Origin of the sequence: Collinsella aerofaciens, assembly GCF_020709435.1 — a bacterium.
Taxonomy (GTDB): domain Bacteria; phylum Actinomycetota; class Coriobacteriia; order Coriobacteriales; family Coriobacteriaceae; genus Collinsella; species Collinsella aerofaciens_AU.
The window spans coordinates 1-13791 of record NZ_JAJFDP010000010.1 but is presented as its reverse complement, the minus strand read 5'-3'; the positions used below and the strand labels follow the sequence as shown (position 1 = coordinate 13791).

The 13791-nt window shown below is 58.8% G+C and carries 13 protein-coding genes; 6 read left to right on the top strand and 7 right to left on the bottom strand.

Annotation, left to right across the window (positions count from 1 at the left end; all coding sequences use genetic code 11):
- Window positions 1-305 precede the first annotated feature (305 nt).
- From LK493_RS07060 to LK493_RS07040, 5 genes are all read right to left on the bottom strand, one after another.
- Window positions 306-635 (bottom strand): helix-turn-helix domain-containing protein, encoded by a 330-nt coding sequence (locus tag LK493_RS07060; protein WP_161194074.1) that lies wholly within the window; start codon window positions 633-635, stop codon window positions 306-308.
- An 8-nt stretch (window positions 636-643) separates the two neighbouring features.
- Window positions 644-1183: a hypothetical protein gene (locus LK493_RS07055; protein WP_227790568.1), complete on the bottom strand. Its 540-nt coding sequence runs from the start codon at window positions 1181-1183 to the stop codon at window positions 644-646.
- Window positions 1184-1434: 251 nt separating this feature from the next.
- Window positions 1435-1791, bottom strand: a complete 357-nt coding sequence (locus LK493_RS07050) for an Hpt domain-containing protein (protein ID WP_227790567.1) — start codon at window positions 1789-1791, stop codon at window positions 1435-1437.
- Window positions 1792-1814: 23 nt separating this feature from the next.
- The gene (locus tag LK493_RS07045; protein WP_227790566.1) at window positions 1815-3695 is read right to left on the bottom strand and encodes an HD domain-containing phosphohydrolase; all 1881 of its coding nucleotides are present in this window, start codon (window positions 3693-3695) and stop codon (window positions 1815-1817) included.
- 211 nt (window positions 3696-3906) lie between these two features.
- Window positions 3907-4704, bottom strand: coding sequence for an alpha/beta fold hydrolase (locus LK493_RS07040; protein ID WP_227790565.1), 798 nt, complete (start codon window positions 4702-4704; stop codon window positions 3907-3909).
- A 225-nt stretch (window positions 4705-4929) separates the two neighbouring features.
- Here LK493_RS07040 and LK493_RS07035 point away from each other — a divergent pair, with 225 nt between their 5' ends.
- The 3 genes from LK493_RS07035 (at window position 4930) to LK493_RS07025 (ending at window position 7816) form a co-directional block, all read left to right on the top strand.
- Complete coding sequence (locus tag LK493_RS07035; protein ID WP_227790564.1) at window positions 4930-5706, top strand: radical SAM protein; 777 nt, start codon at window positions 4930-4932, stop codon at window positions 5704-5706.
- Between the two features lie 160 nt (window positions 5707-5866).
- Window positions 5867-6754 carry a type I methionyl aminopeptidase gene (map, locus tag LK493_RS07030; protein ID WP_055286839.1) on the top strand — a complete coding sequence of 296 codons (888 nt, stop codon included), beginning with the start codon at window positions 5867-5869 and terminating at the stop codon, window positions 6752-6754.
- Window positions 6755-6880: 126 nt separating this feature from the next.
- Window positions 6881-7816, top strand: coding sequence for a D-2-hydroxyacid dehydrogenase (locus LK493_RS07025; protein ID WP_227790563.1), 936 nt, complete (start codon window positions 6881-6883; stop codon window positions 7814-7816).
- A 287-nt stretch (window positions 7817-8103) separates the two neighbouring features.
- Here LK493_RS07025 and LK493_RS07020 read toward each other — a convergent pair whose 3' ends face one another.
- Both LK493_RS07020 and LK493_RS07015 read right to left on the bottom strand, forming a co-directional pair.
- Window positions 8104-8286, bottom strand: a complete 183-nt coding sequence (locus tag LK493_RS07020) for a hypothetical protein (protein WP_227790562.1) — start codon at window positions 8284-8286, stop codon at window positions 8104-8106.
- Entirely contained in the window at window positions 8287-9672 is a 1386-nt protein-coding gene (locus LK493_RS07015; RefSeq protein ID WP_227790561.1) for a M18 family aminopeptidase, read from the bottom strand.
- A 161-nt stretch (window positions 9673-9833) separates the two neighbouring features.
- On the opposite strand from LK493_RS07015, the gene LK493_RS07010 reads away from it, so the two are divergent.
- The 3 genes from LK493_RS07010 (at window position 9834) to LK493_RS07000 (ending at window position 13487) form a co-directional block, all read left to right on the top strand.
- A complete protein-coding gene (locus tag LK493_RS07010; RefSeq protein WP_195361853.1) occupies window positions 9834-10919 on the top strand; it encodes a carcinine hydrolase/isopenicillin-N N-acyltransferase family protein in 1086 nt (361 codons plus the stop codon).
- A 140-nt stretch (window positions 10920-11059) separates the two neighbouring features.
- Window positions 11060-12139, top strand: coding sequence for a 6-phosphofructokinase (locus tag LK493_RS07005; protein WP_117847972.1), 1080 nt, complete (start codon window positions 11060-11062; stop codon window positions 12137-12139).
- Between the two features lie 433 nt (window positions 12140-12572).
- Entirely contained in the window at window positions 12573-13487 is a 915-nt protein-coding gene (locus LK493_RS07000; protein WP_055309474.1) for a helix-turn-helix domain-containing protein, read from the top strand.
- Window positions 13488-13791 lie beyond the last annotated feature (304 nt).

Here is a 13791-nt window from a genome sequence, read left to right as displayed (position 1 = left end):
CCAGACTGTCGCCTGGCAGCAGCTGCAACTGCTAGAAATTAACAACACACAAGTTTTTGCTGCAGTTATTGACGCAGACGCGTGCTCCACAGAATGCCTTGCAGTAACCGTTGCACCCACCACCGGGGTCCACATAACTCGGCTTTACAATCCAACTCATATCGTTCCTCCTTTCTTTTATCGTTCGTTCTTGATGTTATTGTTTGCCGATAACTTATATTTGTCAAGATAATTAATAAACAAAGAACCCGTGTTAGACACGGGTTCCGCTACACTGATATTTCGTTATAGTTGTTCTTTTTATGCTACTCGTCGCTCAAATCTACAGCGAAGACCGATGTCGGAAGCGACGCCTCATTGCCTCTGCCATCCCGCATCTGCCTCACGGCATTCTTCGCGCGCTCGACAATAAGTTCCTCGAGCTCTTTCTCGCTCACGCGCTGAATAATATCTCCCGGTTGACAATCAAGCTCATCACAGATTTCAAGAAGCGTCTTAAGACGAATAGCTTTAATTTTTCCGTTTCTTAGCTTAGAAATATTAGCCGGAGTATGCCCCGTGGCACGAATCAGATCAGAGCTGGTCTTTCCGGTCTTAAGCAGCTGCGTCTCAAGCTCGATGATGAGATAGCTCATGTTTCCTCCTACACAAGCTCGTCAGACTGCTCCTGGAGCAGCGAGGCATAACTCCAAATCGCCGAGATAAACAGACAGACAACTGCGCCGATAAACGACCCCGCATCAAAGGTAGCGCCTTGGCAAATCTCAATAACAAAGGAATGAGGCACGATGTAAAGCTCCAGTCCGCCAATGGTGAGATTGACCGATCCATAGGCACCAACAAGCGAAACCGCGGCGTTAACAGCAAAGGCAAGCGCGAGAACACGGATAAGCCGCACATGCGCCCTGGTAAAGGGCGATACGCCCCGCGAAATGTCGCGGCTGATTCCGCACAAAACGACAAGCGAAATACCCATGGCAAGCGCCATGCACAGTCCGCTTGGGATAACGATGCACCCGCCATTGAGAAGCGTCACAACACCGAAAGAATCGACAGAAGCAGCGTTTGCAACCGCATACCAGATCACGTAAACAACCAACGCGGCGAAAGCGACGAGCATTCCCGCAAAAACGACCGCCATGCAAAAGCCAAGCTTCCTTACAGTCTCGCCCGCCTTGGCCATACGCTGAACGCTGTTGGACATACACTCACCCTCATCGAATCTATCGTTATCCGAATAGTTTATCGAACAACGATATGGATTGCATGCGGAAAGCCCCGCCAGTGCGCATAGGCCATTCACTAATCAGAAGGGGTGAGAGTGGATTTTTGGACACGTATCGAACGAGAGTGGATAATCTCCCACTTTGAGGCCACCACCGGGCCTAAAACGGGAGATTATCCACTCTCATAGTCATCAAGGCTCACAACCTCTTACTCGGCCGCCTCGCGCAGGGCCGACATCGTAGCCGCATATTGCTGCTGCAGCGCATGCATTCCCTCGCGAGCGCCGTCAACGACATCGGCGCCGCGCAGCGCCTCGGTCACCACGACCGCCGGCTCGTACAGATTATCGAATCCCAGGTTCTGGCTCACGCCCTTGAGCGTGTGCGCTGCCATAAACGCTTCCTCGGCGTCTCCCGCCGCCATGGCAGCCTCCAGCTTGTCCATGCTCTCGTCATCTAAAAACTTGAGGGCAAAGCGGGCAAGCATTTCCCCGCCCATCAGCCGAGCACACGCGTCATCATAATTAGCGCCGATCTTCTCATACGCTTCACGCATGGAACCCATGAATTAAAACTCCTTCGGTCAAACTAAATCGTGGGAAACGCGACGACATCGGCAGGGCGTGCCAACATCTCGGCGATACGGTCTTGCACCTCGAGCAGACAGTCGAGCAGCAGCGGGTTAAACTGACCGCACTTACCGTCCAGGATCATCTGAATCGCTTCCTGGTGCGGGATGGCGTCCTTGTACACGCGCACGCTCGTGAGCGCGTCGTATACGTCGGCCACCGAAACCACCTGCGCGGCAATGGGGATCTCGTCGCCCTTAAGACCGTCGGGATAGCCCTTGCCGTCCCAGCGCTCGTGATGCCAACGCGCAATCTGGTACGCATATTCCATAAGCGCATTGCCGGCGTGATGGCTACCCAGCTCACGCAGCATGTCGGCGCCGATCGTGGTATGCGTCTTCATAATCTCGAACTCCTCGGGCGTAAGGCGTCCGGGCTTGTTGAGAATCGCATCGTCAATCGACATCTTGCCGATATCGTGCAGCGCCGAAGCCAGGGCAATCGTGGAGCGCTCCTCATTGTCGAGGGAGATGGTGCCACTACGCTGGACCAGACAGCCAAGCAGCAGCTCGGTCAGCTTCTCGATGTTCGTAACGTGCCTGCCGCTCTCGCCGTTGCGAAGCTCCATGACGCCGGCCATGATGTCGATGAGCATGCGACTGTTCTTGACACGCTCGTTGTACTGCTGGGACAGCAGGTTCGTCAGGCGGCGCTGTTTGGCGTATAGGCGGATGGTGTTGCTTACGCGGCGGCGCACGACACGGGAGTCAAACGGGCGGTTGATATAGTCCGAGGCGCCCAGCTCGTACGCGCGCAGAACCATATCATCGGAATCTTCGCTCGAAATCATGATGGCGGGCAGATTGTCACTAACCGATCGGCGCGACAGATCGGCCAGCACCTCAAAGCCGCTTACGCCCGGCATGACAATATCCAGCAGCACGAGCGACAACTCATCGCCATAGCGGTCGACCATGTCGAGCGCCGCACGACCGTTATCGGCCTCGAGGATGCAATACTCGTCCTTGAGCATCTCGTTGAGAATGACTCGGTTCATCTCGGAGTCATCGACAATAAGCACCAAAGGCTTTTCGCTTTGGAAGGCCTCGATGGAATCGGCATCGGTCACGACCGTACCGGCTTTTGCCTTAGCGCGGCTCAATAACTGGACAGCGCGGCCAACGCCCTCATCGACCGTCTCGCCATGAATGCGAACGCCACCAACACATGCCGTCAAGCTCACGTACTCATGGCCCGGAACAATCGTGGAACGAACGGCATCGGACACCTGATGCAGGCGACGGGTGAAGTCATCGGAGGGAATATTGGGCATGACGACCACAAACTTGTCGCAGCCATAGCGCACAAGCTCGTCAGTCGAACGAATTCCGCTGCGTATGGCTGTCGCCACAGCACCGAGTGCAAGGTCGCCGGCATGACGACCACACGTATCGTTGAAGACCCTAAAATCATCAAGGTCGATCACCGCCACGCCGGCATTCATACGGGCGCTTCGGAGCTTTTCCTCGTAATACCGGCGATTGTGCACACTCGTCAGCACGTCGGTGTAGACAAGGTCCTCTTCTGCAGCCTCTTGCTCATCGATCGGACGCACCATCAGCAGGACATGAGGCTTGCCCTCCACCATCAGAGAACGCAGGCGAGCGCGATACTCGACACCGTCGTTTAGCAGGCGCTCCGATATCTCATCGGAACCTGCCAAGGCCTCAAGACTCGACTGACGTAAACAAGGGCAGCGATCGCCGGCGAGCAAGCAGTTAGGCTCGCTCTTAATCTGGTCGGCCGACAGCAAACGCACCACGGGGTAGGTCTTCGCGACGCGGGCGACCTCGGCGGCAGCCTCCTCGCCGGTTAGATTGACCTCGTGATCATTGAGCATATGGGGCCCTTCCTATCGTTACGCACGGCAACGGTGCATATCAATTGGTACAAGGGTAGCATCTAACAGCTGAAGGCAAACGCGCGATTATCGTTACATTTTTATGACCTGGCAAACGGCGGTAATGGAGCCGCGGGCGCGCGGTTATGGGCGCATTCGTTAACAATGACGAAACGCTAACAGTCCCCCTCCCCGCAGGTCATCGAGCGTGCTAACGCTCCAAGATATCGCGAACGGCGTTTGCCGCCGTAACGGGACGATCGCGCAGACCGTTATGCGCGCCCGGGATCATCACAAGGGGGCAATTGAGATATTCGGCAGCCGCTCGCGTGCCAGCCTCGCGGGGCGTATCGACCGAAAGCTCGCCCAAAAACACAGCCGACACCGCCTTTGACGCGCAGGCGCGCTCCCAGTCGGGAGCATATGTCATATTTGTTCCGTATTCATTGGCCATGAAGCAACGACCATTGCGCAGGGCATGTTTGGCTTCCGCCTTAGTCGTCCCAGGAGCCTCGGGGTCCAAGTCGCCGAGGGCTCCCAAGAAAAGCCGGAGCGCCCTTGAAACCTTTCCAGCCGCAATCATATCGAGCAAAACCGGAGCTGCGCCCATGCCGACGCCTTCGGCCGACACAGCCGGCTCGTGCAGAATCGCACGGGCGACGAGATGGGGTTCGGCGCGAAGAAGCTCCAGCGCCACCAACGTACCGGCGCTGTGCGCAAGCACATTTGTCGGAGCGCCGACGTGTTCGATCACGGCCTGCAGGTCGGCGGCCTGAGCGGCAAGATCATAGCTGCCGTCTGCCGCTTCGCTGCTGTCACCACAGCCGCGGCGGTCGTAGGCAATTACGCGGTAGTTGCGGCTGAGCTCACAAGCGATACCGTCGAAAAATGTGCCGTCGACACAAGCGCCGTGCACGCACACCAAGGCAGGAGCATCAGGCGACACATCCGGGCCGGCATATTCGCGACAGGCAATCGTGGTGCCCGCATTCTCGACCGTAAAATCCATGTTGTGCCCCCATCATCAATGCTCATCCAGTTGCACGTCGGTGCGGTTGGATGGACCCGCATTGCCTTACGCCTTGTTAACAGATTAACTGTACCCGACCCGAGGCTTTTCATGGCACGGCATAATGAGCGACGTGAAAAAACGAAACTTGTAAAGCAAGAGCCCGCACCTTGCTTTGGAGCCGATGCTATGCTTAGGCACAATTGTCTTGAGGAGCACATGCCTATGTCTACGTTTTTGAATGCCAGCCCCATCTTTGGGCCCGTTCGCAGCCGTCGCCTTGGTCTCTCGCTCGGCGTCAACATGATGCCGGCCAGCGGCAAAATCTGCACGTTCGACTGCATTTACTGCGAAAACGGCCTCAACGCCGAGCGCCCCTGTCATGAGCCGTACAACACAGCTGCCGTGGTACTCGACGCGCTCGAGGAAAAGCTGCGCGAGATGGCAGCCGAGGGCGAGCTCCCCGATGTGATCACCTTCGCAGGCAACGGCGAGCCCACCGCCGCACCGGAGTTTCCGCAGGCCATCGCCGGCGCCGTCGCGCTGCGCGACGAGCTTGCCCCAAACTCCAAGATCGCCGTGCTTTCCAACGGCACGCGCGCCGACCGTCCCGAGGTGCACGACGCGCTCATGATGGTCGACGACAACATTCTTAAGCTCGATACCGTCGACCCGGCGTTTATCCAGCTGCTCGACCAGCCTGTTGGCCCCTACGACGTCGAGCACCAGATCGAGACGTTCGCAAGCTTTGACGGTCACGTTATTATCCAGACGATCTTTTTGACCGGCGAGTATCAGGGCAAGCCCATCGACAACACCGGCGAGGAGTACGTTGTCCCCTGGCTCGCGGCGCTCGAGCGCATTCGTCCGCAGGAGGCGACCATCTACACGGTGGCGCGCGAGACACCGGTCGCAGGCCTTGCCAAAGCAGCACCCGAGGTGCTTGACGCCATTGCCGCGCGCGTCCAAGCCCTCGGCATTCCCTGCCAGGTGAGCTACTAGCAAAGCCACGCAGCAGCCAGTGTCCGCCATCCCACTCCATCAGTTGCGGTGATATAGTTCCTGTTTATGCTGTTAAACCGCTTAGATCGGAACTATATCACCGCAACTTTTATGGACGCGTGGGTGGGCTATACTAGCTGCGGATGAAAGGAAGTTAGCCATGTATGACAAAGGACCCGTGCCTGGCCGCAACGACGCTTGCTGGTGCGGCAGCGGCAAAAAATACAAGAAATGCCACAGTGCCTTTGATGAGCGCCTCGAGCGCTTGTGGGAAGAGGGCTGGGAGGTTCTGCCCCGCACACTCTACAAGACGCCCGCCGACATCGAGGGCATCAAGCGCTCCGCTGCCATCAACGTGGGCGTGCTCGACTACGTAGGCGAGCATATCGCCGCAGGCATGACCACCAACCAGATCGACCAGATGATCTACGACTACACCGTCGAGCACGGTGGCACGCCGGCCGATCTCAACTACGAGGGCTATCCCAAGAGCGTGTGCACCTCAATCAACGACGTGGTCTGTCACGGTATCCCCTGCGATACGGATGTGCTGCACGAAGGCGACATCATCAACGTGGATTGCTCCACGATCTTGGACGGCTACTTTAGCGACTCGAGCCGCATGTTCTGCATCGGCGAGGTCTCGGCCGAGCGCCAACGCCTGGTCGACGTCACCCGCGCCAGCGTGGAGGCGGGTCTGGCGGCCGTCAAGCCATGGCTACCGCTGTCCGTTATGGCCGAGGCCGTGCAAAAGACCGTCGAGGACGCCGGCTTTAGCGTGGTGCGCGAGTACGGCGGACACGGCATTGGCAAGGAGTTCCACGAGGACCCGTTTGTGGGCTTTACCACCGAGGCACCCGATGTGGACACCATCATGGCCCCGGGCATGGTCTTTACCATCGAGCCCATGGTCAATGCCGGAGCGCCCGACATCAAGATTAGCAAGGGTGACGGTTGGTGTGTGCGCACCAAGGACGGCAGCGATTCGGCCCAGTGCGAGGTACAGCTCGTGGTGACCGAGGACGGTTACGAGCTGCTGAGCTGGTAGCCGTGGATGCGCCGGATGCTGACGGGCACGCTCGTCTTGCATCCGGCGTTTTTTAGCGTTTTGCCTGATATAACCTGCCAAAATAAACCTGTCCCTTTTTGGCAGGTCGAGCGGAGAGGACTGCTTGTGAACATCCTGGTTTTGCTGCCCGTCAACGACCGTCATCGCGTAATTCTTGAGTCGAGCGCTCCGGGCGAGGACTTTATCTACACGAGCGCCGACGCCGCCACGCGCGAGCAGGTCGCCGATGCCGACGTGATCCTGGGCAACATCGACCCTGACATGCTCACGGCATGCGAGTATCTCCAGCTGTTGCAATTGCAGACCGCCGGCTATGACGACTACCTTGCTGCCGGCACCGTGCCGGCTGACGTCAAGCTGTCTTGCTCGATCGGCGCCTACGGTCAGGCCGTAAGCGAGCACATGTTTGCCATGGTCCTTTCCATGATGAAGCACCTGCCCGGCTATCACGACTTGCAGCGCGAGCATCGCTGGGAGGATTTGGGACCGGTCACCTCGCTCAAAAGCGCCAATGTGCTGGTGCTGGGCGCGGGCGATATCGGCGGCCACTTCGCCACGCTCTGCCGCAACATGGGCGCGCACGTCCGCGGCATCAAGCGCCATCCGCTCGTCTACCCCATTGTATTTGAGGACATGGACGGCATGGATGCCCTGTCTGAGCGCCTGGCCGAGGCCGATGTCGTCGCATCCTTTATGCCGAGCACACCCGAGACCCGCGGCCTGGCGAACGCCGAGTTCTTCGCCGCGATGAAGCCGGGCGCCTTCTTTGCCAACGGCGGCCGCGGCGATTTTGTGGTCGCCGACGACTTGGTTGCCGCTCTGGAGTCGGGACATCTCGCCGGCGCCGCGGTCGACGTCACCGATCCCGAGCCACTGCCTGCGACAAACCCCCTGTGGGATGCGCCCAACATGCTCATCACGCCGCACGTCTCGGGCTGGTTCCACCTGGCAGCCACGCTCAACAACGTGGTCGACATCGCCGCGGAGAATCTGCGTCACCTGCAAGCCGGCGAGACCCTGCGTTGCTGGATTGAGCATTAGGTTGTTCCGGCGTTTTACCAAACGCCGGAACCCCTCGACGCTGCGAGCCCGCCAGAGCGGCAATCTGCCTTTCAATCGTCGGGCATGACCAGAAGGTCAATGCCCTCCTCTTTCACGTCACCTTGCTCGCTCTGGCGGGCTCTCGCTGACTTTTGTCCGACCTGCGGCATTCTCCCTTTTTGGTGCAATGGGGTCAGGTTAGTTTGCACCATTACGTTGGTTTTGCCTGCGATACTTTTGTCAAAGTGATATCAGGCATTCATCTGGCGTTTTCGACGTTTCGCCTATTAGAGCCAGTCCATCTCCTTACCATAATGGTCCGAATAGGCGCTACGCTTGAGTTCTTCATCGCTCGCTGGCCACGCGTTGGACACGTCGATTCCCGATTCATGGCAAGCGGTGGCGAACAGCTTCGACCCCTGATCGATTAGTTGAGACCTGCCCTCGGTCTTCTCGTCTTCGGCTTGCATTTAGAGCTCCACGCTTTCGGCGCCGTTGATGGTTAGGTTGCGCTCGTAGAACGCGGTGAGAGCGCGGATGGCGTACATCACGTCGCGTACGCCGCCGGTCTCGTAGCTCGAGTGCATGGCAAGCTGCGGCAGGCCCACGTCCACAGCATGCATGCTCGCCTGCATATTGGACAGATTGCCGAGCGTGGAGCCGCCGGCCATATCGCTCTTGTTGGCGAAGGCCTGCGTGGGCACGTCGGCGTCATCGCAGATGGCCTGGAACACCGCGCGGCTAAAGGCATCGGTGCAGTAGTGCTGGTTGGCGGCTTCCTTGATGACGATACCGCCGTTGAGCACCACCTGATTGCGGGCATCGCACTTCTCGGCGTGGTTGGGGTGCACGGCATGTGCGTTGTCGCAGCTTACAAGCATCGAGGCAGCAAGTGCGCGATGGTACGACTCGTCGTCAAAACCCAGCGATCCGTTGATGCGGCACAGCGCGTCGGCCAAGAAGGTCGACATGGCACCCTGCTTGGTCTCGGAGCCAACCTCCTCGTTATCGAAGCAGCAGAAGACCGAGACGTCGTGCGCGTTTTCGGCGCCCAAAAATGCCTGTAGCGAGGTATAGACACAGGCCAGGTCGTCGAGCTTGGGCGTCGAGATAAACTCATCGGCCCAGCCCCAAATGCGCGCATCCTGACGATTGACCAGGAACAGATCGCGGCCCAGAATCTGCTCGGGCTCAACGTCCAGCTCGTCGGCGATCAGGGCATCGAAGTCACCCTGCTTAAGCTCGCCGGCGCTGATGAGCGGGCACAGGTCAACAGCTCGGTTGGGCGCAAAGCCCTCGTTAACGCCGCGGTTCATATGGATGGCAAGGCTCGGGATAATCGCGACTTCGCGCTCGGTGGCAAGCAGGCGGCTCTCAATACGGTCGCCTTCGCGTACCAACACGCGGCCCGCGAGCGCCAGCGGGCGGTCGAACCAGGTGTAGTCGATCATGCCGCCGTAGGCCTCGGTGTTCAGGCGCAGCGTCTCGCCTGCGCCGTCGAGCTCGGGCACGGCCTTGACCTTAAACGTCGGCGAATCGCTGTGCGACGCCGTGAGCTGAAAATGATAGTCACCGGCAACGCCGTCCTCGCCCCACGTCGCGGTCAGGTCCTCGCCCACCTTAAAGGCAATAACGCTCGAGGTATTGCGCTGCGTGTAATAACGCCCGCCCGGCTCGATGTCCCACGCCGCGTTCTCGGGCAGGTAGGTAAAGCCCGCCTCGTCGAGCTCGGCCATAATGGTCGCCGCCGTATGGAACATGCTGGGACATGCCTCGATAAAGTCGATGAGGTCGTTGGCGGCCTCGATATCGTCGGCCGTCACATGCGCGCGCTCGGGCGTTTCCTGATCCGTCATGCTCTCCCCTTTCGCTGGGTTGATGGTCCCCTCCAGCATACCCCGCCACGCCAGCGCCGCACTCTTCATTCCATGTTTAATCCCGCGCCGCTCACCAAGTTGAGCCATCATGCCCGCGCTCCTTTTGCGACAATTACGCTAACAGGACGAGAGGAGCCGTCATGAAGCCACGTAACATTGCCATCGCCTGCGGTGTCGCGGGAGTCGCCGTCGGCCTTGCCGCTGCCACCGGTATCGTTTACCGCAAGCAAATCAAGTCCGCCGCGTCGCTCAAACGCTTGACCGGCTACGCGGATAGCTATGACCTGTACGCAATCGACATCGCCTACGACTACGATCTTGATCGCATCATCGCCGCTGGCGTGCGCGACGACCAGGCCTACATCGATGCCGTGGTGGCGCAGGTGCTGCCCGGTGTGCCGGTACATGTCCAGGCGCCCCAGTTTGCCTGCAGCGCTTTTGTCGCCGTAGATGCCGAAGGCCGCGTGCGCACCGGTCGCAATTACGACTTTAAGGACGACACCTCGGCGCTGCTGGTGCGCAATCACCCACGCGACGGCTATGCCTCCATCGGGTTTGCCGCCCTTAACAACCTGGGCGATAACACTCCGCTTGACTCCGTCGGCGGACGCGCCGCCGCACTCATGGGCCCGTTTGCCCAGCTCGACGGTGTTAACGAATGCGGCGTGTCCATTGCCGTACTCACTCTGGACTCCAAGCCCTGTGACCAGGACACGCAGCGCCCCGTCATCAATACCTCGCTCGCCATCCGCCTGGTGCTCGACCGTGCCGCCACCACGCAAGAAGCTGTCGACCTGCTTTCCGCCTACGACATGCACGCCATGGCAGGACGCGATTACCACTTCTTTATCAACGACGCCGCCGGTGACGCGCGCGTAGTAGAGTGGGATCCGCGCGATCCGGACCGTGCTTTCAAAGCGACTCCTGTACGCCAGGTTACGAACTTCTACGCCTGCTATGGCGACGAAGTGCTGCCCAACCAAAAGAATGGCGAGCTGGGCCATGGTAAAGAGCGCGCCGTCGCAATCGCCGATGTCCTTGACGCCCATGTCGGTGCCCAGGACGAAACGATTGTCTGGAAAGCCCTGCGTGCCGCAGCGCAAGAACCCAATCCGGAAGACATCACCAGCAATACGCAATGGTCGGTCGTCTTTGACAATACCGAACCCGCCGCCGCCATTACGCTGCGCCGCCACTGGGGCGACGTCGACGCCTTCGCACTGTAAGGACCCAGGCTCGTCGACCTTACGCTCGCCTGACGTTGTTTACATTTCTATACGCTTGAGCTAACACGTTTTACCCCCGTATCAACAGTGTGCGGGGGTAAACTTATGCGCATGTTATAACTTGCCCGGAAGGATTCATCATGCTTAGGATCGGTCTTCTTACCAGTGGCGGCGACTGCCAGGCGCTCAACGCCACCATGCGCGGCATTGTCAAAACGCTTATGACCAATAGCGAAGAGCCTATTGAGATCTATGGTTTTGAGGACGGCTACCAGGGCCTTATCTACAGCCGGTTCCGCGTCATGACGCCCGCCGATTTTAGCGGCATCCTTACCCGTGGCGGCACCATCCTGGGCACGAGCCGTACGCCGTTCAAGCGCCTGGATATTCCCGAGGCCGACGGCGTCGAGAAGGTGCCGGCAATGGTCCACACCTATCATAAGCTGCAGCTCGACTGCCTGTTTATGCTGGGCGGCAACGGCTCCACCAAGACCGCCAACCGTCTGCGCGAAGAGGGCCTCAACGTTATCGCCCTGCCTAAGACCATCGATAACGACACCTGGGGCACCGAGCTGACGTTTGGCTTTACGAGCGCCATCGACGTCGCCACCAAGTGCATCGACGACATTCACACCACCGCTTCGAGTCACGGCCGCGTGTTCGTTATCGAGATCATGGGCCACAAGGTTGGCTGGATCCCGCTATACGCCGGCGTCGCGGGCGGCGCGGATGTCATCTTGATTCCCGAGATCCCCTACGACATGGATAACGTCATCAAGACCATCGAGCATCGCATGGAGACCGGCAGCCGCTTTACCATCGTGGCCGTCGCCGAGGGCGCTATCTCCAAGGAGGACGCGGCGCTGTCCAAGAAGGAGTACAAGAAGAAACTCGCCGAGCGCACGAGTCCGTCGATTGTCTACGACATCGCCAAGGAGATTGAGACCAAGACCGGTCGCGAGACCCGCGTCGCCATCCCCGGCCACACGCAGCGCGGCGGTCAGCCCGATGCCCAGGACCGCATCTTTGCGACCCAGTGCGGCGTCGAGGCGGCGCTCGGCTGCCTGCGCGGCGAGTTTGGCTACATGATTGCCCTGCGCGATGGCAAGATGTGCCACATGCCGCTCGAGGATGTCGCCGGCAAGCTCAAGTATGTCGATCCCCAGAGCGACCTGGTACGCGAGGCCAAGGCGTTGGGCATCAGCTTCGGCGACGAATAGCCTCGGCCGAAATCCATCCCATCGGGCCCTCCGACCCCGCCCGACGTATTTCGATTTGGCTCCTCCCTTGACTCCGTCAAAGGTCGCCAATCGAAATCGTCGGGCGGGGTCGGAGGGCCCTTCGTTTACATACTCGCCGAGGCTATTCGCCTTCTTGCTACAGGTGCCTAGCCTGAAATTAAGTTGCGGTGAAATAGTTCCAGCTTAGCCCTCAAATGGCTGAATCTAGAAACTATTCCACCGCAACTTACTGAGTGGGGGCTCTTGGCCGCTACTTGCACTGACATTTGTCCTGAAATGGCTGGTCGTTAGGGGTTGCTACCGGTAGTTGCGGTAGGGTTGGAGCAGATTCTAACTAGAAATGGTGGTCGCTACCGGTTGTTCTCGGCATACTCGGCTCATTCGATTCGACCATCAAACGAAAGGAACCACCATGGATCTTGCGATGGCGCAGCGCCTCGTCGATCGCCGCAAAGCTGCCGGGCTTTCTCAGGAGGCGCTTGCCGCCCAGCTGGGTGTGAGTCGTCAGGCTGTCAGTAAATGGGAACGCAGCGAGTCCTCACCCGATACCGATAACCTCATTGCGCTCGCCGCGCTGTATGGCGTGTCGCTGGATGAGTTGTTGTATGGGGAAGCGGCTAGCGATGCCGATAGCTCAGAGGACGGCAGCACCGAAACGGTGGATGAGGCTAAAGAGGCCGAAGATTCTGCCGAGCACGCCGATTGCGGCGACAAACCACTTGTCGATATTTCCCTCGCGCGCGGCATCCACGTCATTGATCCCAATAAAGGCGAGGAAGTCCATGTTGGCTGGAACGGCATCCATGTGACCAACGAGCGCAAGGGCGAAGAGGTGCATGTGGGGCCGGACGGCGTGCATGTCGATACGCTTGAGGACGATGGACATAGCGTGCATACCGATGACGACGGCACCGTCACCATCGACGGCGAGACGTTCTCCAGCTGGAAGGAAGCACACGACAAGCTCGACCATCATGGCAAGCATTTCCACACCAAGGTCGGACGTACATGGAACAAATTCCCCTTCCCCGCGCTTGTCGCCCTCGCCTATCTGGTGCTCGGCATTGTCTACGGCACATGGGCTGCGGGACTCTTCCTCGTCTTTTTGATTCCCGTCTACTACGCATTTGGCGACTTTATCGACCAACGCCACTTATCTAAGCTGATCGATGTCGTCTATTCAGTCAGTGCCGAGGCATGGTTCCTCTACATGTGGCTCTGCCTGGAACAACCCCATCCCGCCTGGGTAATCCTCATCACCATCCCGGTCGTAAAAGCACTCATGCGCTGGTGCCGCAAACAATGGAAGCATCGCGAGCGAGCCTAAACCATCCCAGCCCGACAGCAGCACCCAACTAGTACTCCCCCGCCCATCCCCCCTAAGTTGCGGTGATATAGCTCCGGTTTTAGCCTTGAGTAGTCGAGTTTAGGAACTATTCCACCGCAACTTACGAATGGTCGGAGCGGCTACAGCACAAGCGTCGGCGTTCGTTTGATGGTCCGCCACGAAAAGGGCCTATCTACTACGTTTAACTCGATGGGGCCAACCATGACCGCCTTTTTCGAAAATCGACAGGCCTTCTACCTGCACTGATAATTGTCCTTGGGGGAAGCGGGCACTGCGGGGGCGC

Excerpts from the sequence above, each read along its gene's own strand:
- LK493_RS07060 (WP_161194074.1), bottom strand. The coding sequence starts at position 635 with ATGAGCTATCTCATCATCGAGCTTGAGACGCAGCTGCTTAAGACCGGA.
- LK493_RS07055 (WP_227790568.1), bottom strand. The coding sequence starts at position 1,183 with ATGGCCAAGGCGGGCGAGACTGTAAGGAAGCTTGGCTTTTGCATGGCG.
- LK493_RS07050 (WP_227790567.1), bottom strand. The coding sequence starts at position 1,791 with ATGGGTTCCATGCGTGAAGCGTATGAGAAGATCGGCGCTAATTATGAT.
- LK493_RS07045 (WP_227790566.1), bottom strand. The coding sequence starts at position 3,695 with ATGCTCAATGATCACGAGGTCAATCTAACCGGCGAGGAGGCTGCCGCC.
- LK493_RS07040 (WP_227790565.1), bottom strand. The coding sequence starts at position 4,704 with ATGGATTTTACGGTCGAGAATGCGGGCACCACGATTGCCTGTCGCGAA.
- LK493_RS07035 (WP_227790564.1), top strand. The coding sequence starts at position 4,930 with ATGTCTACGTTTTTGAATGCCAGCCCCATCTTTGGGCCCGTTCGCAGC.
- map (WP_055286839.1), top strand. The coding sequence starts at position 5,867 with ATGTATGACAAAGGACCCGTGCCTGGCCGCAACGACGCTTGCTGGTGC.
- LK493_RS07020 (WP_227790562.1), bottom strand. The coding sequence starts at position 8,286 with ATGCAAGCCGAAGACGAGAAGACCGAGGGCAGGTCTCAACTAATCGAT.
- LK493_RS07015 (WP_227790561.1), bottom strand. The coding sequence starts at position 9,672 with ATGACGGATCAGGAAACGCCCGAGCGCGCGCATGTGACGGCCGACGAT.
- LK493_RS07010 (WP_195361853.1), top strand. The coding sequence starts at position 9,834 with ATGAAGCCACGTAACATTGCCATCGCCTGCGGTGTCGCGGGAGTCGCC.
- LK493_RS07005 (WP_117847972.1), top strand. The coding sequence starts at position 11,060 with ATGCTTAGGATCGGTCTTCTTACCAGTGGCGGCGACTGCCAGGCGCTC.
- LK493_RS07000 (WP_055309474.1), top strand. The coding sequence starts at position 12,573 with ATGGATCTTGCGATGGCGCAGCGCCTCGTCGATCGCCGCAAAGCTGCC.